A 24,219-nucleotide genomic window follows, 5' to 3' on the forward strand; every position below is an offset into this window, starting at 1 on the left:
AGCGTTCCGTGTCCCTCGATGTTCGAGAATTTTCGGATCGGGGTTCAGGCTGCCGAATCTGTGACATATCCGCCACGAAACCGCGCGTTTCAGCGCAGGGCGCGACCCAAAACGATCGCATTCGCGCCAAATCGGGAACGAATGAGATCACTCGCGCGTTCAACCTGCCGGCGTTTGCCCGCACCCGCGTCAAGAAGGTCGTCCGCCGGATCGCAGCGTTCCGCCGGGACCAGTTCGGAAATCCCGACGCCGATCAGCCGGAACGGCCCCTGGGAGAGGTCGCGGATCAGCGGCACCTCGGCGGCGCGGAAGATCCGGTCGGCGAGCTGCGTCGGCGCGTCGAGCGTGTGGCGCCGGCTCAGCAGTGCGAAATCGGCGCGCCGGAGCTTCAGCGTGATGGTCCGCCCGCCGATTTCCTTCGCCTTCGCCCGCGCCGAAAGCTCCTCGCTCAGGATCCAGAGGTGGCGGCGCAGTTCGGCGGGATCGCCGATATCGGTGTCGAAGGTCGTTTCGTGGGAGATGGATTTCGGTGCCCGGTCGGGGCTGACGGCGCGGCTGTCCTCGCCGCGCGCCAGGTGCCAGAGCCTGTCGCCGAGCGCGCCGAAACGCTCGATCAGGTATTTCCGCTCCCGCCGCCGCAGGTCGCCGATCCTGCGGATCCCCTCGCGCTCCAGGCTCGCGACCGCCGCCGCGCCGACGCCCCAGATGAGCCCGACCGGCTTCGGATCGAGGAAGGCCTCGGTCTCCGCCCGGCCGATCACCGCGAAGCCGCGGGGCTTGTCGAGATCGGAGGCGATCTTGGCGAGGAACTTGTTGTGCGACAGCCCGACCGAGAGCGTGATGCCGAGTTCCGCCTCCACCCGCGCCTGAAGCCGGGCGAGCAGCACGGCGGGCGGCGCGCCGTGCAGCCGCCCGGTACCTGTGAGGTCGAGGAAGGCCTCGTCGAGCGACAGCGGCTCCACCAGCGGCGTGAGTTCGAGCATCATCGCCCGGATCGCGCGGCTCACCTCGGCGTATTTCGCCATCCGGGGCGGCACCACCACCGCCTCGGGGCAGAGTCTGAGCGCCTTGAACATCGGCATGGCCGAGCGGACGCCCTTGATTCGCGCGATGTAGCAGCAGGTCGAGACCACGCCCCGCCTGCCGCCGCCGATGATCACCGGCAGGTCGCGAATCGCCGGATCGTCGCGTTTCTCGACCGAGGCGTAGAAGGCGTCGCAATCGACATGCGCGGTCGAGAGCGTCATCAGCTCGGGATGCCGGACGCGCCGGGGCGAGCCGCAGGCCGGGCAGCGGCCTTCGGCGGCGGAGGGCGTCAGGCAGTCGCGGCAGAGGGCGGGCGTGTCCATCGCGCGAGAATAGCAGCGCCCCGGGCCGCCGGCGAGCGGCCTCAGTCGTGGCGGATCAGCACGCCGTATTGCGCGTAGGAGCGCAGGAGCGGGCTCCAGACCGCCGCGCCCCCGACCGCCTCGGCCTCGCGCGCCAGCGCGGTCGCGAGATCGCCGCGCGGCGTCACGTGGAAGCGGGCGAGCCAGGCGCGCAGCCCCGCGTCGAACCAGCGCGGCATCCCGGACTGGTCGCCGAAATCGACGACGTGCAACTCGCCCCCGGGCGCGAGATGGCGCGCGGCCTCGGCCAGCGCGCCGCGCCAGTCGGGGATCATCGACAGGCTGTAGGAGAGGATGATCCGGTGAAATCCTTCCCGGCCGAACAGCTTCGGCGCGTCGAAGGCGCGCGCGTCGCCGCTCGCGAGGCGGGCGCGGCCTCCGAGCGTCCGCGCCGCGCTCCGCAGCATCTCCTCGGAGATGTCGAGCCCGTAGAGGCAGACCTCCGGATGCCGCCGCAGCACGCCGGCGAGGTTGCGCCCGGTGCCGCAGGCGATCTCGAGCACATGGCCGCGCGCGGGCGGGGCGAGCCGGTCGAGCAGATGCTCGCGGCCGAGCAGGTATGGCCGCCGCGTCAGGTCGTAGAAATGCCGCTGGTAGCGGTAGACGCCGTCCATCAGCGCGGCGTGGCCATCCTCGGGCGCCGCCGGGCCCGCGGGCAGGGGGCGCGCGTTCATGCCGCGCGCCGGTAGAGATGGGTCGCGCCGTAGATCGCCGAGCGGTCGGCGGCGGTCGCGGCCTCGGAGGCGGCGCGGTCGTAGCGCCAGCGCGCGAGCAGTTCCGGCGCGAGACGGCCGGGCAGGATGTCGTGCACGCCGCCGGTGCGGAAGAGGACGCGCGCGCCCGGCGCCGCCGTCCGGGTGATCTGGAGCCAGAGCGCGTCGAGCTGCGCCGCGCTCATCCAGTCCTGCGCGTCGAGCAGAACGTAGGCGTCGAGCCGGCCCGCCGGCTCGCGCTCCAGCAGATCGGTGAGCGAGCGGTTGAACACATGGGCCCGGGCCGCGTTCGCGCGCACCGTCTCGAAATTCTCCGCCGTCAGGTAGGGCGGCAGCGCGGCGTCCGGCGCGGTGTCGTAGCGCCGCGCCAGCGCCTGCCAGGCGAAATAGTTCTCGCGGATCGGGAAGTCGCAGATCAGCCGCCGCGCCCGCTCGCGCAGCACCGGCAGCACGTCGCCGCCGCCGTCCGCCGCGAGCTTGTCGTATTGCGCCGGCGGGATGCCGAGCCCGAACAGCGCGGCGCGCCGGCGGGCGAGGAAGCGCACCGGGGCGGAGCCCAGCAGCGGATCGATCCGCGTCTCGAAGAACCGGCGCTGCTCCCCGAGCGTGCGCGCGGCGAGGAGCGGTCGGAAATCGACGCCGCCGAGCCGGGCCAGGAGATGCGTGGCGCCGATGAAGCGGCCGAGCAGCCCGTGGCGGTGGAAGCCGCGGGCGAACATGCCGATCCGCCGCCCCCGGATCCCGCGCGCCTCCCAGTAGGCGCGGGTCTCCGCGTCGAGATGGGGTGCGAGATAGCGGTCGTAGAGCGCGGTGTTGTGGGGCAGGTTCGCGCTCGCGAAGAAGCCGTGGAAGGCGGCGTGGTCGGGCAGGTGCCGGGCGGCGGCGAGCTTCAGCCGGCAGAGCGCGACATGGGCGGGCGAGAGGTCCACCGCCGTCACCGAGGCGGGGGAGGCGGTCAGGTAGGACATCAGGTTGCACCCGCCCGAGGCGATGCAGATCACCCGGTCGGAGGGAGAGAGCGCGAGGGCGGCCATGTCCGCGACCGGATCCTCCCAGATCTGCGGGTAGACGAGGTCCTGGAACAGCCGCGCGAAGAGCCGTTCGAGCAGGGCGACCGGCGCGGTCGCGGCGTTGCCCCGGACGGCCGCGTGCAGCTGGTCGGCGGAGGTGGGGATCTCGGTCAGGGCCATCAGGCGGCCGCTCCTGTCTTGCCGCCGGCGGTCTCGCCCTCCGGCTGGGTGGAAATCGCGCGGATCGCGGCGCGGCGGCGGCGCTGCTCGGCCCAGTCGATCAGGCGGATCTCGCCCGTCTGATCCTCGACCGCGGCGGTGCAGCTCTCGACCCAGTCGCCGGTGTTCACATAGGTGATTTCGCCGATGGGTCTGAGCTGGGCGGCGTGGATATGGCCGCAGATGACGCCCTCGCAGCCATGGCGCCGCGCCTCGTCCGCGAGCACCGCCTCATAGGCGCCGATATAGTTGACCGCCTGTTTCACCTGGGATTTGCACCAGTTCGACAGCGACCAGTACGGCCGGCCGGTCCAGGCGCGGAGGCGGTTCAGGCGGGTGTTGAGCCAGAGCGCGACCTCGTAGGCGACGTCGCCGACATGGGCGAGCCATTTCGCGTTCATCACCACCGCGTCGAACTCGTCGCCATGGGTGACGAGGAAGCGGCGGCCGTCGGCGGTCTCGTGCACGGCGCGGGGCGTCACCTCGATGCCGCCGAAATGGATGCCGGGATAGCCGCGCAGGACCTCGTCGTGATTGCCGGGGACGAAGACGATGCGCGCGCCGGAATGTGCTTTGGCGAGAAGGGCTTGCACCACGTCGTTATGGGCACGGGGCCAGTGCCAGCCGCGCTTCAGCCGCCAGCCGTCGAAGATGTCGCCGACGAGATACCAGGTCTCGGCCTCGGCGCGGGCGAGGAAATCGAGCAGCATCTCCGCCTGGCAGCCCCGGGTTCCGAGGTGGACGTCGGAGAGAAAGATCGTTCGGTATCGCACGTGCCCCGGTCCGGTCCGCTTCGCTTCGGGGGCTGTCTAGCGCGAGGGCGCGACGGAATTCCGACGATCCCGCGACGGTTCCATGACCGGGTTTCGCGCGAATATGTCTATGCATATTCACGGATCGGCGGGGGCCGGAGAGGCCCGCCTTTTACATATTCGCGAATATGTAAAGGCTGGCGCCTCAGCGCGGGGGCAGGTCCGCGAGGATGGCCTCGGCGGCGGCGGCGGGGTCGGGGGCGGTCCAGATCGGACGGCCGACCACGATGTGATCGGCGCCCGCGGCGATGGCCTCGGAGGGCGTCATCACCCGCTTCTGGTCGCCGAGGGGGGAGCCCGCCGGGCGGACGCCGGGGGTGACGATGAGCTTGCCCGCCGCCTCGGGCAGCGCACGGATCGCGGCGGCCTCGTGCGGCGAGGCGATCACGCCGTCGGCCCCGGCGCGGAAGGCGCGGGCGGCGCGCTCGGCCACCAGATCCTCGACGGCGCCCGGCACGATCAGCGCCTCGTCGAGATCGGCCCGGTCGAGCGCGGTCAGGATCGTCACCGCGAGGATCTTCGTGGGCGAGTTCCCCCGGCCCGCGACGGCGGCGCGCACCACATGCGGATCGCCGTGCACGGTCAGGAAATCGAGCCCGAAGGCGGCGAGGCCCCGCGTGGCCGCCTCGATCGTCGCCGGAATGTCGAAGAGCTTCATGTCGAGGAAGACGCGCTTGCCCTGGGCCTTGAGCTCGTTCGCCACGGCGAGCCCGCCGGTCGTCAGCATCCCGAGGCCGATCTTGTAGAAGACGGCGCGCGAACCCAGCCGCTCGACGAGTTCCAGCGCGGCGGGGGCGTGGGCCAAGTCGAGGCCGACAATGAGGCGGTCGTCGGGCATGGGCGTCTCCGGGTGGGTGCGGCGCCGGGAATGGGGGAGGGGGTTAGGAGAGTCAAGAGTGGCAGGTGGCGCCGAGTTAAGGCACCAAAGCCGGGGGACGCAAATGGGACAGAAAATCATCAACAAATAAGCGGAAGGATGCAGGGCATTCTATAAAATCAACGATCAAACCGAAGACGTTACTTTTTCCGAAATTTACGCTACAGCGAACCCTGTGCCCATTCTCCTTGAGGCGGTTACCGAATACTTTCGAAATAGAACTTAAAAATGAAGCAATGAAACTAGAAACCATCTTTCCGCGAATTACCGACAACGGGCCATAAAGCCCAAGCTTCTTAGCAGACACCCTCAACTCGGAATCAATTCCTATTATTTGATCACGAAAGCCTTCGCGCCAACGGTTAAATCCGCTACGATCCAATACGGCTCCTTCATCGGTAAACTTGATCAAATCCGACAGACGCACTGCATCGACGTCAACGTCAACGTCAAGTTTACGGAGTGTGGCGCAGTAAAGGAATGGCATTGTGCAGGCCCGCACGAATACCATCGCGTCGCGATCAAAATTCGATAATAATTCCGCATGGAGCGGGTCATTCTTTCGAATTTTAAGATACCTGAATATAGTATCAGATACAACACGCCTATCTAAAGAGTAACTCTCCACCGAGTAATGATCCGTCGCGTAAACATTTTGGCCGTACTCATCTATACCGATATACCTATCATGATCCCGATCAACTAAATATGCAATTTCGATAGCTTCGGGAAGGTCTGCGCGAACTCTGTCCGCTAGCCCGAGGACGCCCCCCTTGCCGTCGCATACAATCATTTTGAAATTTAATTCAGGCCAATTATCCTCTAAACATTTTGAAAAAAAATCCTCATCTTCTTCCCCTTCGCAAATAAAATAACAATCGTACTTATTGGTCTCTTGAAGAGTACGCAATTTATGCCATGCCGCCGCAGGTGTCTTTCGCCGCTGCCTCAAAGTGTTGAGGTAGTTCATTTCATAGCTTTCATGTGCGAAAGCAGGTCCACGGCGTGTCGATCTAAGCTATTCTCGAAAATGAACGGAGAGTGAGTAACTGCGCCTATGAAGCGACACGTGGGCAGGCTGGATATGTCTTCCAAAAACCTCTGCTGCCAATCTACAGAAAGAGAAAGTTCTGGCTCATCTATTACCACATAATTATCTGAAACATCATCTAACAGCATATGAGAAAATAGGCTTACTATTTGTTTCTCGCCCGAAGACAGGTCTTCCATTTCTACTGGGCGTCCGGAGCCATGTGAGATGTTTAATATGTAGTCTGACGAATTAAAATCAAACCTCTTTCCGAATAGATACGAATTACATACGTCCGTAAACAATGAAATTCTTGCTTCCTTGGCGGCAATATTTTTTCCAACTTCCACGAGATACATAATGTAATGAGCAACATATTTTTCGTTTTCTTCGAGAGGGAGTGAAGTTCGAAGCTTTGTTACTACGTCGCGAACCTTCTGCTTGTCACCCAAGCTAAGGATTTTATTATCGATCTTCTCGAATACAGAGTCTAAATTTGACTCGGTAATCTCGATTGTCGAAATCTTTTCATATTGATTTGCTTCTGATCTAATTACATCGCGAAGATAACTGGTTGTTAGGCTATTAATTTGGGAAAGAGCATATGTCCTCAGCTCTTCCAATTGAGAGTAAATCTTACTCTTTACGTCCTGCATTCCGAACTGAACGAGTTCGATATACGTATTTGATTTAGATCCCTCGCGAAACCGTCTCGTCAGTTTGCGCTGCAATTCATCTTCTATTTCAGGGAATACAGTCTTTAGATCCTTCTCAATGCGGCGATATGTGGGTAGATATAGTATTCTACCTAACAAGTTTTTATCTAGATAGGAGTCTGCCGCGTAGAGTGGATCTTTTGTCGAGTCGTTTGGGTCAGATTCGTTTCTGATTTCGAGCAGTAACTCCTCGGCGAAGTGCCTTGGAAGTCCTAACTTTTCGGAGATATGATTAATCTGTCTTGTGTAGCTCGTTCCGCGATAGATAGATTCCTTATTTATAAGGTCGTTTGCTTTGACATAAAGGCTGTAGGGCAAATGTGCCAATCTGCGGGCTACCCGTCTGGAGGATAGCGATTTGGTTATTTCTTCTCGGGTAAGCTTTATTTTTTTCCTATTGGTAAACGTCGCGCGGATGGAAACAAAATCTTGATCGGCAAGTTTTTTCCACTGTCTACTTATGAAGTAGTAGATAATATTTAGAATGGTACTTTTGCCAATGCCGTTGTAACCGACGATTATTAATCGATTGCCCTCGATCGGCAGTTCGATATCAACCTCTCCGAAAAGGCCGTTAATTTCAAAACTGCGAAAATTCAGCATGCTATAGCTACCTGCGTCCGAGATCTGAAATATCGTCGTAGCGCCAGCTTGTTGCAACCCTAATGTCCCGGTGGTTGCTCGGGGCGTGCAGTCCTTGTCCCCCGCCCCCTCCCTCCCTACCTACTCCCCAAGGTCCCCCGCCGATCGCGCCGCTGACAGGGCGACACCCGGGGGATGCCGGAGAGGGAGACATTCATGAACTTCGAGAAGTTCTCGGAACGGGCCCGCGGTTTCGTCCAGGCCGCGCAGACCATTGCGCTCAGGGAGGGCAACCAGCGCTTCATGCCCGAGCATCTGCTGAAGGCGCTGCTCGACGACGACCAGGGGCTCGCCAACAATCTCATCAAGGCCTCGGGCGGCGATCCCGCGATGGTGCGCGCCGCGAACGAGGCGGCGGTGAACAGGCTGCCGAAGGTCGAGGGCGGCGACGGGCAGCTTTATATCGACACGCAGACCGGCAAGGTGCTCGCCGAGGCGGAGAAGATCGCGACCCAGGCGAAGGACTCCTTCGTCACGGTCGAGCGGGTGCTGACCGCGCTCGCCATCGTCAAATCCGCCGCGAACGACGCGCTGAAGGCCGGGGGCGTGACGCCGAACGGGCTCAACAACGCGATCAACGATCTGCGCAAGGGCCGGACCGCCGATACCGCGAGCGCGGAGCAGGGCTATGACGCGCTGCGCAAGTATGCGCGCGACCTGACCGAGGCGGCGCGCGAGGGCAAGATCGATCCGATCATCGGGCGGGACGAGGAGATCCGGCGCTCGATGCAGGTGCTGAGCCGGCGGACGAAGAACAACCCGGTGCTGATCGGCGAGCCCGGCGTCGGCAAGACGGCGATCGCCGAGGGGCTGGCGCTCAGGATCGTCAACGGCGACGTGCCGGAGAGTTTGCAGGACAAGAAGCTGCTGGCGCTCGACATGGGCGCGCTGATCGCCGGGGCGAAGTACCGCGGCGAGTTCGAGGAGCGGCTGAAGTCGGTGCTGACCGAGGTGACGGCGGCGGCGGGCGAGGTGATCCTCTTCATCGACGAGATGCACACGCTGGTCGGCGCGGGCAAGGCGGAGGGGGCGATGGACGCCTCGAACCTCTTGAAGCCGGCGCTGGCGCGGGGCGAGCTGCATTGCGTCGGGGCGACGACGCTCGACGAGTATCGCAAGCATGTCGAGAAGGACGCGGCGCTGGCGCGGCGGTTCCAGCCGGTCTTCGTGAGCGAGCCGACGGTCGAGGACACGATCTCGATCCTGCGCGGCATCAAGGAGAAGTACGAGGTCCATCACGGCGTGCGGATCACCGATTCGGCGCTGGTGGCGGCGGCGACGCTGTCGCATCGCTACATCGCGGACCGGTTCCTGCCGGACAAGGCGATCGACCTGATGGACGAGGCGGCGAGCCGCTTGCGGATGGCGGTGGATTCGAAGCCGGAGGAGCTCGACGCGCTCGACCGCGAGATCCTGCAGAAGCAGATCGAGGCGGAGGCGCTGAAGGTCGAGAAGGACCAGGCGAGCCAGGACCGGCTGCAGAAGCTGCTGGTGGAGCTTTCGGCCTTGCAGGACCGCTCGGCGGAGATGACGGCGCAGTGGCAGGCCGAGCGCGACAAGATGAAGGGCGCGGCGGAGCTGAAGGAGAAGCTCGACGCGGCGCGGGTCGATCTCGAGAACGCGAAGCGGGTCGGCAATCTGGCCGAGGCCGGGCGGCTCTCCTACGGCGTGATCCCGCAGTTCGAGAAGGAGCTCGCGGAGGCCGAGGCGAAGGGCGGCGAGGCGATGGTCGAGGAGGCGGTGACTCCTGAGCAGATCGCGCAGGTCGTCGAGCGCTGGACCGGGATCCCGGTGGACCGGATGCTGGAGGGCGAGCGGGAGAAGCTGCTCCACATGGAGGCTTCGATCGGCAAGCGCGTCATCGGGCAGAAGGAGGCGGTGGTCGCCGTGTCCAATGCCGTGCGGCGGGCGCGGGCGGGGCTGAACGATCCGAACCGGCCGCTGGGCTCGTTCCTGTTCCTCGGGCCGACGGGGGTGGGCAAGACGGAGCTCACCAAGGCGCTGGCGGCGTTCCTGTTCGACGACGACCAGGCGATGGTGCGCATCGACATGTCGGAATACATGGAGAAGCATTCCGTCGCCCGGCTGATCGGCGCGCCTCCGGGCTATGTCGGTTATGACGAGGGCGGCGTGCTGACGGAAGCCGTGCGGCGCAGGCCCTATCAGGTGATCCTGTTCGACGAGGTCGAGAAGGCGCATCCGGATGTGTTCAACGTGCTGTTGCAGGTGCTCGACGACGGGCGGCTGACCGACAGCCAGGGGCGCGTGGTCGATTTCAAGAACACGCTCATCATCCTGACGTCGAACCTCGGCTCGCAGGCCTTGTCGGTGCTGCCCGAGGGCACGCCGGCGGAAGGGGCGCGGGATCAGGTGATGGCGGCGGTGCGCGCGCATTTCCGGCCGGAGTTCCTGAACCGGCTCGACGAGATCGTGCTGTTCGACCGGCTCTCCCGCGCGAACATGGACGGGATCGTGGAGATCCAGGTGGGGATCCTCGCGAAGCGGCTTGGCCAGCGGAACATCACGCTGGAGGTCTCCGACGAGGCGCGGACCTGGCTCGCGAACCGGGGCTACGATCCGGTCTACGGCGCGCGGCCGCTGAAGCGGGTGATCCAGAGCGCATTGCAGAACCCGCTCGCGGAGAAGCTGCTCGCGGGCGAGATCCTCGATGGCGCGACGGTGCGCGTCGGCGCGGACAGCGAGGGGCTGACCTTCGGCGAGAGCGCCGAGACGAAGAAGCCCGCGGCGGTGCACTGAGCCGCGACGACGGGAAGGACTGGAAAAGCCCGGCTCTCAGGAGCCGGGCTTCTTCTTGCTCACCAGCAGCAGAAGCCGCCGTCGACCAGGAGATCGACGCCGGTCACGAAGGAGGCGGCGTCGGAGAGCAGGAAGACCGCGGGGCCGACCATCTCGTCGACGCTCGCCATGCGGCCCATCGGCGTCTGCTCCTCGAAGAGCTTCGTCTGGTGCACCATCTCGGGGCGCGTGTTCATCGGCGTCGCGGTATAGCCCGGGCTGATCGTGTTCACGCGAACGCCCCGGTCCACCCATTCCATTGCCATCGACTTCGACATGTGGATCACGCCGGCCTTGGACGCGTTGTAGTGGCACTGCGAGAGGCCGCGGTTGACGATCACGCCGGACATCGAGGCGATGTTGACGATCGCGCCGCGCCCATGGGCGAGCATCGCCCGCGCCTCGGCCTGGCAGGAGAGAAACACGCCCTTCAGGTTGATGTCCATCAGCGTCTGGAACTGGTCCTCCGCCATTTCCTCGGCCGGGTTCGCATTGGCGATGCCGGCGGCGTTGACCGCGAGCGAGAGCGGGCCGAGTTCGGCCTCGGTCCGGGCGACGGCCTCGGCGAGCGCCGGGCCGCTGGTCACGTCGGCCGCCAGCGAGAGGCTCTTGCGTCCGGCGGCGGCGACGGCCTCCGCGGTCTCGGCGAGCCCGCCGTCGGTCCGGCGGTCGAGCAGCGCCACGTCGGCGCCGCACTGGGCGAGGCCGATCGCGATGCGCTGGCCGATGCCGCTGCCCGCGCCGGTGACGAGGGCGACCTGTCCCGAGAGGTCGAAGAGCTTCGGAGCGTTCAGGGTAATGTCCATGATTTTCCTCAGATGGTCGCGAGTTCCATGACCGAGACGTCGTTCGCCTCGGCCCGGTTCAGGATCCCGGCCTGCCGCCCCTGCGCGAGCACCACGATCCGGTTGGAGACGCCGAGTACCTCCTCGAGGTCGGAGCTGACGACGATGACGGCGACGCCTTCCCGGGCGAGACCCGCGATGATGTCGTAGATGCCCGAGCGCGCGCCGACGTCGATGCCGCGCGTCGGCTCGTCGAGGATCACCACGCGGGGGCCGCGGGCGAGCCATTTGGCGATCACCACCTTCTGCTGGTTGCCGCCCGAGAGGCTCGATCCCGGCTGGCCCGCCTGACCCTTGACGCCGAACCGGGCGATCGCCCCGTCGGCGAAGGCGCGCACGGCCGATTTGCTGATCCAGCCGCCGCGGGAGACCTTGTCGAGATTGGCATAGACGATGTTCTCGCCGATGCCGTGCTCGACGACGAGGCCCTGCAGCTTGCGGTCCTCCGGCACCATGACGATGCCCTCCGCGATCGCATCGGCCGGGCTCCTCAGCGCGAGTTCGCGGCCGTCGAGCCAGATCGTCCCGGCGCTCACCGGATCGGCCCCGGCGATGGCGCGGACGAGTTCGGTGCGCCCGGCGCCGACGAGGCCGGCGATGCCGAGGATCTCGCCCTCCGCGACCGAGAAATTCGCGTCGCGGAAGGCGCCGTTCGCCCCGGTGAGGCCGCGCACCTCGAGCACGGTGCGCGCCTTCGGCGTCGGGACCGGCGGGAACATCCGTTCGAGGCTGCGGCCCACCATGCTCTCGACGACGGTGCGGACCGGGGTGGCGCTGTCGGCGAAATCGGCCACGTGCTCGCCGTCGCGCAGCACGACGATCCGGTCGGTGATCTGGCGGATCTCCTCCATCCGGTGCGAGATGTAGATGATCCCCACGCCCTCGGCGCGCAGTTTCCGCACCTGCTCGAACAAGGCCTCGGTCTCGGCGCCTCCGAGAGCGGCGGTCGGCTCGTCGAGGATCAGGAGCTTCGCGTCGAGCGCCAAGGCCTTCGCGATCTCGACGAGCTGCTGCTGCGCGGTCGAGAGGCCCTGCACCTTGCGCGTGGCGGGGAGGCGGAGGTTGAGGCGCGCGAGCTGCTCCTGCGCGCGCTCGACCATGGCGGCGCGGTCGACGCGCCCGCCCTTCATCGGCCAGCGGCCGATGAAGACGTTCTCGGCGATGGTGAGTTCGGGCAGAAGCTTCAGCTCCTGGTGGATCAGCACCACGCCCTTGTCGATCGCCTCGCGCGGGGAGGCGGGGGCATAGGGCCGCCCCATCCAGGTCATGCTCCCCTCGGAGGGCGGGCGCGATCCGGCGATGATGCCGGAGAGCGTGGACTTGCCCGCGCCATTCTCGCCCAGAAGGGCCACGACCTCGCCGGCGTGGATGTCGAGATCGACGTTCCGGAGCACCTGGAGGGGTCCGTAGCTCTTCGAGATGCCGCGAAGCGACAGGATGGGCTCTGACATGGCGCGGGCTCCCTCGCGTTACGGGTGGTTGGCGATGAAGCCGTCGACGTTCTCCGTGGTGGTGAGCGTCGCGGGCAGGAGCTGCTCGGCGGGCACGTCCTCGCCCGCCACGAGCTTCTTCGCGCTCTCGACCGCCATGCGGCCCATGAGCTGGGTCTGCTGGGTGGCGGTCACGTCGAAGACGCCGTTCTTCAGGGCTTCCAGCGCCGCGGTGTCGCCGTCGAAGCCCGCGAGCCAGATCTTGTCGGAGGGATTCGCGACCTTGATCGCCTGCGCCGCGCCGAGCGCGAGCGCGTCGGCCTGGGCGAAGACGATCGAGATGTCGGGATGGGCCTGCAGCATGTTCTGCATGATCTGGAAGCCCTCGTCCTGGCTCCACATGTTCGACCACTGCTCGGCCACGACCTCGACGCCCGGATTGGCCGCGAGCGTCTCGGAGCAGCCCTTCATCCGGTCGACCTCGGGCGTGGTGCCCTTCTGGCCGTGGATGATCGCCATCTTGCCCGAGCCGCCGGCCTTTTCGACGATGTAGTCGCAGACCGCCTTGGCGGAGGCGACCGAGTCGGTGGCGATGAACGTGTCGCCCGGCGCGCCCTCGGCGTTGCGGTCGACATTCACCACCGGCACGCCCGCGGCCTTGGCGAGCTTGACCGGCACGGTCGCGGCGGCGGCGCCGGCGGGGATGTAGATGAGCGCGTCGATGTTCTGGGTCAGCAGGTCCTGGATCTGGTTGACCTGGGTCGGGCCGTCGCCCTTGGCGTCGACGGTGATGACCTTGATGCCTTCCGATTGCGCCTGCGCCTCGACCGACTGCTTGATCTGGTTGAAGAAGTTCGCCTGAAGGTTGGCGACGGCGAGGCCGAGCGTCTTGAGTTCCTGGGCCTGGGCCGAGACCGACAGCGCCATGAGCGCGGCCGAGGCGGCGAGCGTTCCGAGAAGCCTCATCATTTCCTCCACTTGGTTCCTTGGGGTGCCCGCGCCTTCTTCGGCTCGCGGGCGGGTGATCGGCCGGTTCCGGCGCGATGGGTTGAGCGGAGGCGGGTGGCGCCTCCGCCGGGCGTTCACCTGCGGCGCAGGGTCTCGGCCGCGACGGCGAGCGCGATGACGACGCCGATGATGACCTGCTGCAGGAAGGGCGAGACGTTCAGGAGATTGAGCCCGTTGCGGAGCACGCCGATGATCAGCACGCCGATCAGCGTCCCGCCGATCCCGCCGGCGCCGCCCGAGAGCGAGGTGCCGCCGATGACGACCGCGGCGATCGTGTCGAGCTCGTAGCCGAGCCCGCTCGACGGCTGGACCGAGTCGAGCCGGGCGGCGAGCACGATGCCGGCGAGCCCGGCGAGGATCGCGGCGAGCACGTAGACGCCGATCGTCACGTAGTTGACGTTGATGCCGGCGAGCCGCGCGACTTCCGGATTGCCGCCGACCGCGTAGAGCATCCGCCCGCCGGAACGATAGCGCAGGAAGGCCCAGGCGGCGGCGGTGACGACGAGCATGAGCGCGACGGTCGCGGTCAGCACGCCGAAATGCCGGTCGATCGCGAGCATCATGAACCAGTCGGGGAAGCCGACGATCTGCTGGCCGTCGGTGATCATGTTGGCGAGGCCGCGGGCGACCGACATCATCGCGAGCGTGGCGATGAACGGGGGCACGCGGAAGCCGGTGATCAGCATCCCCGAGACCATGCCGCAGAGGCCGGAGGCGACGAGCGCGAGCAGGATCGAGATCGGGAGGGGCAGGCCCATCACATTGGCGAGCCAGCCCATCACCATCATCGAGAGCGCGAGGACCGAGCCGACCGAGAGGTCGATGCCGCCGATCAGGATCACGAAGCTCATGCCGACGGCCATGATGCCGAGCACGGTGATCTGGTCGAGGATGTTGAGCGCGTTCCTGACCGACAGGAAGGTGTCGGTGGCGAGCGACAGGAAGACGCAGAGCAGGATGAGGCCGATGAGGGGCCCCGTGGCCCCGCTGAGCGAGGCGAGAATGCCCCGGCTCCGGGCCGGTTCCCGCTCGGAGACTGTTGCGATCATGTGGGCCCTCCCGGGGCGGCGCGGTTGAACCGCTGTGTGTGCATATTTATTCGTTAACGTGGTTTCATTCATACGCGACGGGTTGCGCGCCTGTCAACCCGGTTTGCCCGGTTTGAGCTCATCCCGCATGGCGATCAACTTTCGCTTGACATTTGCGCCCACCCCGCAATTATATCGCTGAGTGAATAAACATGCATATAGGGGGATTCATGCAGACGAATGACCTCGAGCGCGTTGCCAAGGGGATTCGCCGCCGGGATCTGCGCGCGGTCTTCGAGGCCGGCGCCGGCCATATCGGCGGCGAGATGTCGGCGATCGACATCCTGACCGCGCTCTATTTCCGCGTATTGAACGTCATGCCCGACGATCCCGGGAACCCGGGCCGCGACCGATTCGTGCTCTCCAAGGGCCATACCGCCTGCGCGCTCTACGTGACGCTCGCGAAGCGCGGCTTCATTCCGGAGGAGGAGATCTCGACCTTCCTCAAGCCGCATTCGCGGCTGAACGGCCACCCGAACTGCCAGAAGGTTCCGGGCGTCGAGACCAACACCGGCCCGCTCGGCCACGGCCTGCCGGTCGCGGTCGGCATGGCGAAGGCGGCGAAGCTCGGGGGGGCGTCCTGGCGCACCTATGTGATGACCGGCGACGGCGAGATGCAGGAAGGCTCGAACTGGGAGGCGATCATGGCCGCGGCGCAGTTCGGCCTCGACAACCTGACGCTCATCATCGACCACAACCGCTTCCAGCAGGGCGCGGCGCTCGCGGACACGAACAATCTCGCCCCCCTGCGCCCGAAGCTCGAGGCCTTCGGCTGGGAGGTGACGGAGATCAACGGCAACGACATGTCCGAGATCGTTCCGGCGCTCGAGCATCGCGGCGACCGGCCGCACTGCGTCGTCGCGCATACCAACAAGGGCCACGGCATCTCGTTCATGCAGGACCGCGTGGACTGGCATCACAAGGTGCCGAATGCCGAGCAGTACAAGACCGCCATGGAAGAGCTCGCGGAGGAAATGGAATGAGCGAGGTTCTGACCGCCCCGAAGCTCAGGGACTGCCGCGACGCCTTCGTCGCGGTGCTGGAGCGCCTCGGCGCCGAGAACGAGAAGGTCGTCGCCGTCTGCAACGATTCCGTCGGCTCCTCGAAGCTCGGCGGGTTCAAGGCGAAGTTCCCCGAGCGGCTCGTCAATGTCGGCATCGCCGAGCAGAACATGGTCGGCGTCGGCGCCGGGCTCGCCAATGGCGGCATGCTGCCCTTCGTCTGCGCCGCCGCGCCCTTCCTCACGGGCCGGGCGCTCGAGCAGATCAAGGCCGACATCGCCTATTCCAATGCCAACGTGAAGCTCGTCGGCATCTCCTCGGGCATGGCCTATGGCGAGCTCGGGCCGACGCATCACTCGATCGAGGATTTCGCCTGGACCCGCGTGCTGCCGAACCTGCCGGTGATCGCGCCCTGCGATTCGATCGAGACGGCGGCCGCGGTGGAATGGGCCGCGACCTATCCGGGCCCGTGCTTCCTCAGGCTCTCGCGCGTCGGCGTGCCGGACCTGCTGCCGGAGGGGCATGTCTTCGAACTCGGCAAGGCGAACCAGCTCCGTGACGGTTCCGACGTGACGCTGATCGCGAACGGGACGCTCACGCACCGGATGCTGAAGGCGGCGGAGATCCTCGCCGGGCGCGGCGTCGAGGCGCGCGTGCTCAACATGGCCACCGTGCGCCCGATCGACGTCGAGGCGGTGGTCGCCGCGGTGCGCGACACCGGCGCGATCCTGACGGCGGAGGAGCATTCGACCTTCGGCGGCCTCGGGTCCGCGATCGCCGAGGTGGTGGTCGCCGAGGCGCCGGCGCCGATGAAGATCCTCGGCGTGCCGGGCATCTTCGCGCCCACCGGCTCGGCCGAGTTCCTGCTCGACGAGTTCGGCATGGCCCCCGCCGCGGTCGCGGACGCGGCCGAGGCGCTGATCGCGCGCAAGCGGTAAGGCCGGCGCCGGGGCGGCGGACAAATGTCCGCCCTACGCCGCCACCCGTAGGGCGGACATTTGTCCGCCTTCCGTCCAACGCCAAGAAGACCATCCCAAGGGAGCCCCGCCATGACGACCCCGGCCATTCTCGCCATCGACCAGGGCACGACCAATTCCAAGGCCGTGCTCGTCTCCGCGAGCGGCGAGATCCTCGCGCGGGGCGCCGCGGCCGTGGGGATCGAGCATCCGCGTCCGGGCTGGGTCGAGCAGAGCCCGAAGCGGCTCTGGGACTCGGTGCTCGAGGCCATCGCCGCCTGTCTCGCGGCGGGGCCGGAGGTCGAGATCCTCGGCCTCGCGATCTCGAACCAGCGCGAATCGGTCACCGCCTGGGACGCGGCGACCGGTGAGCCGCTCGGGCCGGTGGTGAGCTGGCAATGCCGCCGCACCGCGCCCGACTGCGCGCGGCTGAACGCGGCGGGCCACGCGGAGCAGGTCTCGGCGCTGACGGGCCTGCCGATCGACCCGATGTTCCCGGGTCCGAAGATGAAATGGCTGCTGGACCGCGTGCCGCGGGGCCGCGCGGTCCGGCTCGGCACGATCGATTCCTGGCTGATCCACTGTTTCACCGGCGGCGCGGTCCATGCCTGCGACGCGGCGAACGCGGCGCGGAGCCAGCTGTTCGACCTCGGGCGGCAGGTCTGGAGCGCGGAGCTTTCCGAGCTCTTCGGCGTGCCGCTCGACTGCCTCCCGGAGGTCCGCGACAGCGCGGGCGATTTCGGCGTCACCAGGGGCGTGCCCGGCCTGCCCGACGGCGTGCCGGTCCGCGCCGCGATCGGGGACAGCCACGCGGCGCTGTTCGGCCACGGCGCCTTCCGCCCCGGCGACGGCAAGATTACCTTCGGCACCGGATCCTCGGTGATGACGACGCTGCCGGGCTTCATCGCGCCGAAAAGCGGGATCACCACGACGATCGCCTGGGCGATCGGCGGCAAGGCCACCTATGCCTTCGAGGGCAACATCCTCGTCTCGGCCGCCTCGCTGCCCTGGATGGCGGAGATGCTCGGGCTGCCGGACGTGCAGGCGCTCGTCGAACTCGCCGCGACGGGCACTTCGGGGGCGGCGGGGTTCGTGCCCGCCTTCGTCGGCCTCGGCGCGCCCTACTGGGCATCGGACGCGCGCGCGCTCTTTTCCGGGATCACCTTCAACACGACGCGCGCCGATCTCGCCCGCGCGGTGACGGATTCGATCGCCTTCCAGGTGCATGACGTCTTCGCCGCGATGAGCGCGCAGTCGCCGAGCCCGCTCGGCGCGCTTTACGTCGATGGGGGCCCGAGCCGCAACGATTTCCTGATGCGCTGCGTCGCGGAGATGCTGGCGCATCCGATCATCCAGCGCGACGCGGCCGAGGCCTCGGCGCTGGGCGCCGCCTATCTCGCCGGGCTCTCGCTCGGGCTCTGGCCCGATCTCGACGCCATCGCCGCGCTGCCGCGCGCGGGCACGACGATCACGCCGGGCGGGGCGGAGACCGCCGGGCCGCTCGCGGTCTGGAGGGATGCCATCGCGCGCTCGACGCTGCCGGGCGCGCCGGATACGGGTGAATAAACATTCACCGCGAGGGGCGACGATGGGCCGGATAAACGAGTTGAGACTGATCGCCCGGGTCGCCCAGATGTATCACGGCGAGGGCAAGCGGCAGGCGGAGATCGCGGAGCATCTGCGCATGTCTCAGGCCACCGTGTCACGGATGCTGAAGCGGGCCGAGCAGGAGGACATCGTGCGGACCACGGTGATCCCGCCGCCCGGCACCTTCACCGAGCTGGAGGCCGCGGTGCGCGAGCGCTTCGGCGTCGGCGAGGTGATCGTGGTCGACTGCACCGAGGATCGCGAGGGCGCGATCATGGCGCGCATCGGCGAGGGGGCGGCGCATTTCCTCGAGGCGACGCTGCAGCCCGACGAGATCATCGGCGTCTCGAGCTGGAGCCAGACCGTGCTCCGGATGGTCGACAACATCCATCCGTCCAAGACCACGCGGGCGAAATACGTGGTGCAGACGCTGGGCGGCATGGGCGATCCTTCGGTGCAGACCCATGCGACCCAGCTCACCACCCGGCTCGCGCGGCTGACCGGGGCCGAGCCCAGGCTCCTGCCGGTGCAGGGCGTCGCCGCCTCGCCCGAGGCGAAGGCGGTGATGCTCGCCGATCCCTTCGTGCGCGAGACGATGGATCTCTTCGGCGCGATCACGCTCGCGATCATCGGCATCGGCGCGGTCGAACCCTCCGAACTGCTGGCGCGCTCGGGCAACATCTTCTCGCGCGCCGAGCTTTCCGCGCTCACCGACGCGGGCGCGGTCGGCGACATGTCGCTGCGCTTCTTCGACCTGCGCGGCCAGCCGGTCAGGACGCCGCTCGACGGGCGGGTGATCGGGATGCCGCTCGACGAACTCGCCCGCGTGCCGCGCGTGATGGCGCTGGCGGGCGGCGCCGCCAAGACGCTCGCGATCATGGGCGCGCTCCGCACCGGGGCGATCGACGTGCTCGTCACCGACAGATTCACCGCGGCCCGGCTCGCCGGCTGAGGACCGCCAGAAGGGGAAAATCATGAAGCGTTTCGAAGGACAGGCCGTGCTCGTCACCGGCGGCAACAAGGGGATCGGGCGCGGCATCGCCACGCGCTTCGCATCGGAGGGCGCCCGCGTCGCGATCGCGGCGATCGAGAAGGATACCGCCGAAACGGCGGCGGCGATCGCGGCCGAGACCGGCGCCGAGGTGATCGGCTTTCAACTGGACGTGACCGACGCGAAGGCGGTGGCCGCGACCTACGCCGAGGCCGAGGCGAAGCTCGGGCCGCTCTCCGTCTCGGTCCAGAACGCGGGCGTCATCACCATCGCGAAGGTCGAGGATCTGACCGAGCGCGAATGGGACCTGAACCTCGACGTCAACACCAAGGGCGTGTTCCTCTGCTGTCAGGAGGCGATCCGCCGCTTCCGCGCCAGCGGGACGAAGGGCCGCCTCGTCAACACCGCCTCGGGCCAGGCGCGGCAGGGGTTCATCTACACGCCGCATTACGCCGCCTCGAAGTTCGGCGTGGTCGGACTGACGCAGAGCCTCGCGAAGGAGGTGGCGGCGGAGGGGATCACGGTGAACGCGATCTGCCCCGGAATCATCCATACCGAGATGTGGGACTACAACGACCGGGTCTGGGGCGCGATGCTCGGGGACTATGGCCCGGGCGAGCTGATGGCCGAATGGGTCGAGGGCATCCCGATGAAGCGGGCGGGCACCCCGGCCGAGGTCGGCGCGCTGGTGGCGTTCCTCGCCTCGGAGGACGCGGCTTATGTCACTGGCCAGACGATCAACGTCGACGGCGGCCTGATCATGTCGTGAAGCGCGTAGGGCGGACATTTGTCCGCCTCGCTCCGCCCCTACGGGAGGCCGGGGAGAGGCGGACAGATGTCCGCCCACATGCTTAGCCGGCCGCTTCCTGGGCTAGGGCGACACGGGCCTGGAGGCGGCTCTGGAGCTGGTCGATCACCACGGCGGCGATGATGACGAGGCCCTTGATCACCATCTGCCAGAAGGACGAGACGCCCATCATGATGAGCCCGTCCGAGAGGATGCCGATCACGAAGGCGCCGACGATCGTGCCGCCGATCCGGCCGCGCCCGCCCGACATCGAGGTGCCGCCGAGCACGGCGGCGGCGATGGCGTTCAGTTCGAAGAACTCGCCCGTCGCCGGATGGGAGGCGCGGAGCTGCGAGGCGATGATGATGCCGACGAGCGCCGCCATCAGCCCCGAGAACATGTAGACGAACATCTTCACCCGGCGCACGTTGACCCCCGAAAGCGCGGCGCCGCGCTCGTTGCCGCCGACCGCGTAGATGTTGCGGCCGAGCCTCGTGCGGTGGGCGATGTAGCTCGAAAGCGCGACGGTGAGCGCCAGGAGCCAGATCATGACCGGGATACCGAGCATCTGCCCGGTTCCGATCAGGGGGAAGGTCGCGGAACCGTATTCGGGATTGCCGTTGAGGTTCGGAAAGGTCCGGCCGTCGGAGAGCAGCAGCGCGGCGCCGCGCGCGACATAGAGCATGCCGAGCGTCGCGATGAAGGGGGCGACGTTGAACCGCGTGATGAGCAGTCCGTTGATCGCGCCCACGAGGATTCCGCAGGCGCAGGCGATGGCGGCGATCTCGAAGGTGTTGAACTGGATCGACCAGCCGAATCCGGGGTCGATCCCGTGGAGCACCAGCCAGCCGGTGATCATGCCGGTGAGCCCGACCACTGAGCCGACCGAGAGGTCGATGCCGCCGGTGATGATGACGAAGGTCATGCCGATCGCGAGGAAAGCGTTGATCGCGACGTGTTTCGACACGAGCACCGCGTTCGCGACCGAGAGGAAGTTCGGCGCCGCCCAGGAGAAATAGGCGAGCACGAGAATGAGCGCGACGAAGGTGCGCGCCCTCAGGAGCAGGAGCAGCCAGGCGCGGCTCGGCGCGTGGCCCGGGGCATCGATCGAGGCGGCGCTCATGCGGCGTGCTCCCTCTGCTTCTTCGTGTTGGCGGCGGCGATGATCTCGGCCGCGGGCGCGCCGGCGGGAAATTCGCGGACCAGCCGGCCCTCGGCCATCACCAGGATCCGGTCGGCGAGCCCCATGACCTCCTCGATGTCGGAGGTGACGAAGAGGATCGCGATCCCCTCGGCGGCGAGGCGGCGCATCGCGCGGTAGATCTCGGCCTTGGCGCCGATGTCGATCCCGCGCGAGGGCTCGTCCATCAGCAGGATCTTCGGACCCGTCATCAGCGCCTTGCCGATCACCACCTTCTGCTGGTTGCCGCCCGAGAGCGAGGAGACCGGGTTCTCGGCGCTCGCGACCTTGATGACGAGGCGGCGGATGTAGTCCGCGGCCCGGGCCGCCTCGGCGCGGAGGCTGAGATGCGGGCCGATCGAGAGCGCCTTGAGCGAGGAAAGCGTGAGATTCTCGCGCACCGAGAGGATCTGGATGAGCCCGTCGCGCTTGCGGTCCTCGGGCACCAGCGCGATCCCGCGCGCGATCCGCGCCGCGACGTCGCCCCGGAGCGGCCGGTCGCCCACGAACATCCGGCCCGTCGCGCGCGGATGCTGCGCCATCACGCATTCGAGGAATTCGGTGCGCCCCGCGCCCATCAGCCCGTAGAGGCCGAGGATCTCGCCCGCGCGGACCGAGAGCGAGACGTGGTCGACCGCGTAGCCTCCGCCGGGCTTCGGCAGCGAGACGTCCTCGGCGCGGAACACCTCGGCGCCGAAGGCGTGGGAGATCCCGGCCGAATAGTCCTTCGACTTGTCGCCGATCATCGCCTGGACGATCCAGGGGATGTCGACGCCCGCCATCCCGCGCGATCCGGTGATCGCGCCGTCGCGGAGCACGGTGATGTAGTCGCCGATCCGGATCAGCTCCTCGAGCCTGTGCGAGATGTAGACGACGCCGACCCCCTGCGCGGTGAGTTCCCCGATCACGCGGAAGAGCACCTCGACCTCCTGCGGCGAGAGCGCGGAGGTGGGTTCGTCGAGGATCAGGATGCGCGCGTCCTCGGCCAGCGCCTTGGCGATCTCGATGATCTGTTGCTGGCCGATGCGGAGATAGCCGAGCACCTGCTCGGGCCGGATGTCCTGCTCCAGCCGCCGCATCAGCGCCTGGGTCCGGCGCGCCATCTCGCCCTTGTCGATGTCGAAGCCAAGGCGAAGCGGCTCGCGGCCGATGAAGACGTTCTCCGCCACCGTGAGGTCGGGGAAGAGGTTGAGTTCCTGGAAGACGATGCCGATGCCGGCGGCGACCGCGTCCTCCTTGCTCCGGAACACGACGGGCCGGCCGTCCATCAGGATCTCGCCCTCGGTCAGATCCTCGACGCCGGCGATGACCTTCATCAGCGTGGACTTGCCCGCGCCGTTCTCGCCGACGAGCACGTTGACGGCGCCCATGCGGATGTCGAAATCGACGCCCTTGAGCGCGCGGGTGCCGGGATAGACCTTGACCGCGCCCCGGATCGACAGGCCGACCGGATGCGGCCCGGTCACGGCCGGACCTCGAGCGAGACCGGCGTCACCAGCATGGGCTCGGTCGCGGAGCGAAGCGCGACGGCGCCGAGGAAGGCGACGGTCCGCCCCTTCGGGTCACCCTCCGGAAGGGCGATGGCGGCGGTGGCGCGGTCGTTCAGGCCGCGGGCGAGTTTCGCGAATTCGATCTGGTCGCGGAAATCGTCGAAATTGTAGAAGGGTGCGACGTCGCGGAGCGCGGTGCCCTTGATGACGGGGCCGAGCTGGAGCGTCGCGTCGGCCGCCCCGTCGCCGTCGGTATCGATTCCGAGCGTCCGGGCGCGGGTGTCGAGCGCGGCCTCGACCACCTTTCCCTCGCCCTTGACCGGGAATGTCCAGGCCGCCCCGGCGCCGGAGCCGCGCGTGCCATGGGCGGCGCCGGCGGTGTCGAGCCCGCCCGCGAGCGCGGCGCGCAGATCCGCGACCGGCACCGCCCTTTCCGTGATGAAGGGCACGAGCTTCGCGTCGTAGGTCTCCGCCACCCGCGTCTCGGCCCGCGCCGCGTCGCCGGTGGCGTCGCCGGCGGCCGTCTCGCCCGCCGCGGGCGTCTTGACGATCTTGCAGCCCGACGGCGCGAGCAGCAGCGCGGCGCAGACGAGGGTGAGGGGAAACCGGAACATCGCGATCCTCGTGCCGGCCGGCGCGCGCGGGCGCCGGCCCTGGCCATCCGTCATTCGGAGAGCGCGAAGGTCTCGAGCTTGCCGGCGTTGTCCGCGTTGATGAGGACGCAGTCCATCAGCTGCTTCTCGTCTTGGCCGGTGGCGCCGGTCTCGAGATACTTGTCGGCCTGCTCGACCGCCATCTGCGCCTGGCGGTAGGCGGGCTGGAGCACGGTCGCCTTGATGCCGCCCTTCTCGATCGAGTCGCGCACATCGTTGGAACCGTCGAAGCCGACGACGATCACATCCGTCCGCCCCGCGGCTTCCAGCGCCGCCCAGGCGCCCATCGCCATCGTGTCATTGCCCGAGATCACGCCCTGGATGTCGGGATGGGCCTGGAGCATCGACTCCATCACCGAATAGGCCTCGGTCTGCGACCAGTTCGCGGTCTGGCGAGCGACCATCTCGAGATCGGGATACTGGTCGATGATGTCGTGATAGCCCTGGCTGCGGATTCCGGCGTTGGTGTCGGATTCCTTGCCGACGAGTTCGGCGTACTTGCCCTTCTCGCCCATCAGCTTCACGAATTCCTCGGCGCCGAGCTGCGCGCCCTGGTAGTTGTTCGAGACGATCTGCGACACCGCGACGCCGGTCGAGGTGATCTCGCGGTCGATCAGGAAGGAGGGGATGCCCGCGTCCTTCGCCTTCTGGACCGCGGCGACGGAGGCGTCGGCGCCGGCGTTGTCGAGGATGATCGCCTTCACCCCCGCGGCGATGGCGCTGTCGAAGAGTTCGGACTGCTTGTTCGCGTCGTCGTCGTGGACGAGCACCATCGTGTCGTAGCCGAGCTCCTTGGCCTTCGCATCCGCGCCGTCGGCCTCGGCCTTGAAGAACGGATTGTCGTGGCTCGGCGTGATGATGGCGATCGTATCGGCGGCCTGGGCGAGGGCCGGGCCGAAGGCGGCGAGACCCGCCACGGCGGCGGACAACAGGAATCGGCGCATGGAATTCATGGTCGTATTCTCTCCCTGACTCCGCGGCATGATCTCCGCGGTTGCCG

21 protein-coding genes are annotated in these 24,219 nt (G+C 67.1%); 6 read left to right on the forward strand and 15 right to left on the reverse strand.

Features of this window, described 5'->3' with window-relative positions; translation table 11 throughout:
- Positions 1-89 precede the first annotated feature (89 nt).
- From FJM51_RS19020 to FJM51_RS19050, 7 genes are all read right to left on the reverse strand, one after another.
- A complete protein-coding gene (locus FJM51_RS19020; RefSeq protein ID WP_140455716.1) occupies positions 90-1,349 on the reverse strand; it encodes a DNA polymerase IV in 1,260 nt (419 codons plus the stop codon).
- Positions 1,350-1,390: 41 nt separating this feature from the next.
- A complete protein-coding gene (locus FJM51_RS19025; protein ID WP_140455717.1) occupies positions 1,391-2,062 on the reverse strand; it encodes a class I SAM-dependent methyltransferase in 672 nt (223 codons plus the stop codon).
- Positions 2,059-3,291 carry a BtaA family protein gene (locus FJM51_RS19030; RefSeq protein ID WP_140455718.1) on the reverse strand — a complete coding sequence of 411 codons (1,233 nt, stop codon included), beginning with the start codon at positions 3,289-3,291 and terminating at the stop codon, positions 2,059-2,061. The genes FJM51_RS19025 and FJM51_RS19030 overlap by 4 nt, the downstream gene beginning before the upstream one ends.
- Positions 3,291-4,103, reverse strand: a complete 813-nt coding sequence (locus FJM51_RS19035; RefSeq protein ID WP_140455719.1) for a UDP-2,3-diacylglucosamine diphosphatase — start codon at positions 4,101-4,103, stop codon at positions 3,291-3,293. Before FJM51_RS19035 ends, FJM51_RS19030 begins: the two co-directional genes overlap by 1 nt.
- A 184-nt stretch (positions 4,104-4,287) precedes the next feature.
- The gene (gene pyrF / locus FJM51_RS19040; protein WP_140455720.1) at positions 4,288-4,980 is read right to left on the reverse strand and encodes an orotidine-5'-phosphate decarboxylase; all 693 of its coding nucleotides are present in this window, start codon (positions 4,978-4,980) and stop codon (positions 4,288-4,290) included.
- 76 nt (positions 4,981-5,056) lie between these two features.
- Entirely contained in the window at positions 5,057-5,989 is a 933-nt protein-coding gene (locus FJM51_RS19045; RefSeq protein WP_140455721.1) for a DUF4435 domain-containing protein, read from the reverse strand.
- Positions 5,986-7,368 (reverse strand): AAA family ATPase, encoded by a 1,383-nt coding sequence (locus FJM51_RS19050; RefSeq protein ID WP_140455722.1) that lies wholly within the window; start codon positions 7,366-7,368, stop codon positions 5,986-5,988. Before FJM51_RS19050 ends, FJM51_RS19045 begins: the two co-directional genes overlap by 4 nt.
- A gap of 195 nt (positions 7,369-7,563) precedes the next feature.
- On the opposite strand from FJM51_RS19050, the gene clpB reads away from it, so the two are divergent.
- A complete protein-coding gene (gene clpB, locus FJM51_RS19055) occupies positions 7,564-10,164 on the forward strand; it encodes an ATP-dependent chaperone ClpB (RefSeq protein WP_140455723.1) in 2,601 nt (866 codons plus the stop codon).
- A 59-nt stretch (positions 10,165-10,223) separates the two neighbouring features.
- On the opposite strand, the gene FJM51_RS19060 is transcribed toward clpB, so the two are convergent.
- From FJM51_RS19060 to FJM51_RS19075, 4 genes are all read right to left on the reverse strand, one after another.
- Positions 10,224-11,009: an SDR family oxidoreductase gene (locus FJM51_RS19060; RefSeq protein ID WP_233713186.1), complete on the reverse strand. Its 786-nt coding sequence runs from the start codon at positions 11,007-11,009 to the stop codon at positions 10,224-10,226.
- Positions 11,010-11,017: 8 nt separating this feature from the next.
- Positions 11,018-12,499, reverse strand: coding sequence for a sugar ABC transporter ATP-binding protein (locus FJM51_RS19065; protein ID WP_140455724.1), 1,482 nt, complete (start codon positions 12,497-12,499; stop codon positions 11,018-11,020).
- An 18-nt stretch (positions 12,500-12,517) separates the two neighbouring features.
- Complete coding sequence (locus tag FJM51_RS19070) at positions 12,518-13,444, reverse strand: sugar ABC transporter substrate-binding protein (protein WP_140455725.1); 927 nt, start codon at positions 13,442-13,444, stop codon at positions 12,518-12,520.
- A gap of 116 nt (positions 13,445-13,560) precedes the next feature.
- Entirely contained in the window at positions 13,561-14,535 is a 975-nt protein-coding gene (locus FJM51_RS19075; RefSeq protein ID WP_140455726.1) for an ABC transporter permease, read from the reverse strand.
- Between the two features lie 209 nt (positions 14,536-14,744).
- Here FJM51_RS19075 and FJM51_RS19080 point away from each other — a divergent pair, with 209 nt between their 5' ends.
- The 5 genes from FJM51_RS19080 (at position 14,745) to FJM51_RS19100 (ending at position 19,878) form a co-directional block, all read left to right on the forward strand.
- Positions 14,745-15,557: a transketolase gene (locus FJM51_RS19080; RefSeq protein ID WP_140455727.1), complete on the forward strand. Its 813-nt coding sequence runs from the start codon at positions 14,745-14,747 to the stop codon at positions 15,555-15,557.
- Positions 15,554-16,513, forward strand: coding sequence for a transketolase family protein (locus FJM51_RS19085; protein WP_140455728.1), 960 nt, complete (start codon positions 15,554-15,556; stop codon positions 16,511-16,513). The genes FJM51_RS19080 and FJM51_RS19085 overlap by 4 nt, the downstream gene beginning before the upstream one ends.
- A gap of 111 nt (positions 16,514-16,624) precedes the next feature.
- Positions 16,625-18,097 (forward strand): FGGY family carbohydrate kinase, encoded by a 1,473-nt coding sequence (locus FJM51_RS19090; RefSeq protein WP_140455729.1) that lies wholly within the window; start codon positions 16,625-16,627, stop codon positions 18,095-18,097.
- A gap of 40 nt (positions 18,098-18,137) precedes the next feature.
- Complete coding sequence (locus FJM51_RS19095; RefSeq protein ID WP_233713187.1) at positions 18,138-19,070, forward strand: sugar-binding transcriptional regulator; 933 nt, start codon at positions 18,138-18,140, stop codon at positions 19,068-19,070.
- A gap of 22 nt (positions 19,071-19,092) precedes the next feature.
- Positions 19,093-19,878 (forward strand): SDR family oxidoreductase, encoded by a 786-nt coding sequence (locus FJM51_RS19100; RefSeq protein WP_140455731.1) that lies wholly within the window; start codon positions 19,093-19,095, stop codon positions 19,876-19,878.
- Positions 19,879-19,960: 82 nt separating this feature from the next.
- Here the strand turns inward: FJM51_RS19100 and FJM51_RS19105 are convergent, their stop codons facing one another.
- Genes FJM51_RS19105 through FJM51_RS19120 form a run of 4 tightly spaced genes read right to left on the reverse strand, consistent with a single transcriptional unit; the run spans position 19,961 to position 24,172 of the window.
- Positions 19,961-21,019: an ABC transporter permease gene (locus tag FJM51_RS19105; protein ID WP_140455732.1), complete on the reverse strand. Its 1,059-nt coding sequence runs from the start codon at positions 21,017-21,019 to the stop codon at positions 19,961-19,963.
- Positions 21,016-22,542, reverse strand: a complete 1,527-nt coding sequence (locus FJM51_RS19110) for a sugar ABC transporter ATP-binding protein (protein WP_140455733.1) — start codon at positions 22,540-22,542, stop codon at positions 21,016-21,018. Before FJM51_RS19110 ends, FJM51_RS19105 begins: the two co-directional genes overlap by 4 nt.
- Positions 22,539-23,180, reverse strand: a complete 642-nt coding sequence (locus tag FJM51_RS19115) for a DUF2291 family protein (protein WP_140455734.1) — start codon at positions 23,178-23,180, stop codon at positions 22,539-22,541. Before FJM51_RS19115 ends, FJM51_RS19110 begins: the two co-directional genes overlap by 4 nt.
- 50 nt (positions 23,181-23,230) lie before the next feature.
- On the reverse strand, positions 23,231-24,172 hold the full coding sequence (locus FJM51_RS19120; RefSeq protein ID WP_140455735.1) for a D-ribose ABC transporter substrate-binding protein: 942 nt from the start codon (positions 24,170-24,172) through the stop codon (positions 23,231-23,233).
- Between the last annotated feature and the right edge of the window lie 47 nt (positions 24,173-24,219).

Source organism: Amaricoccus solimangrovi, from assembly GCF_006385685.1.
Lineage (GTDB): Bacteria > Pseudomonadota > Alphaproteobacteria > Rhodobacterales > Rhodobacteraceae > Amaricoccus > Amaricoccus solimangrovi.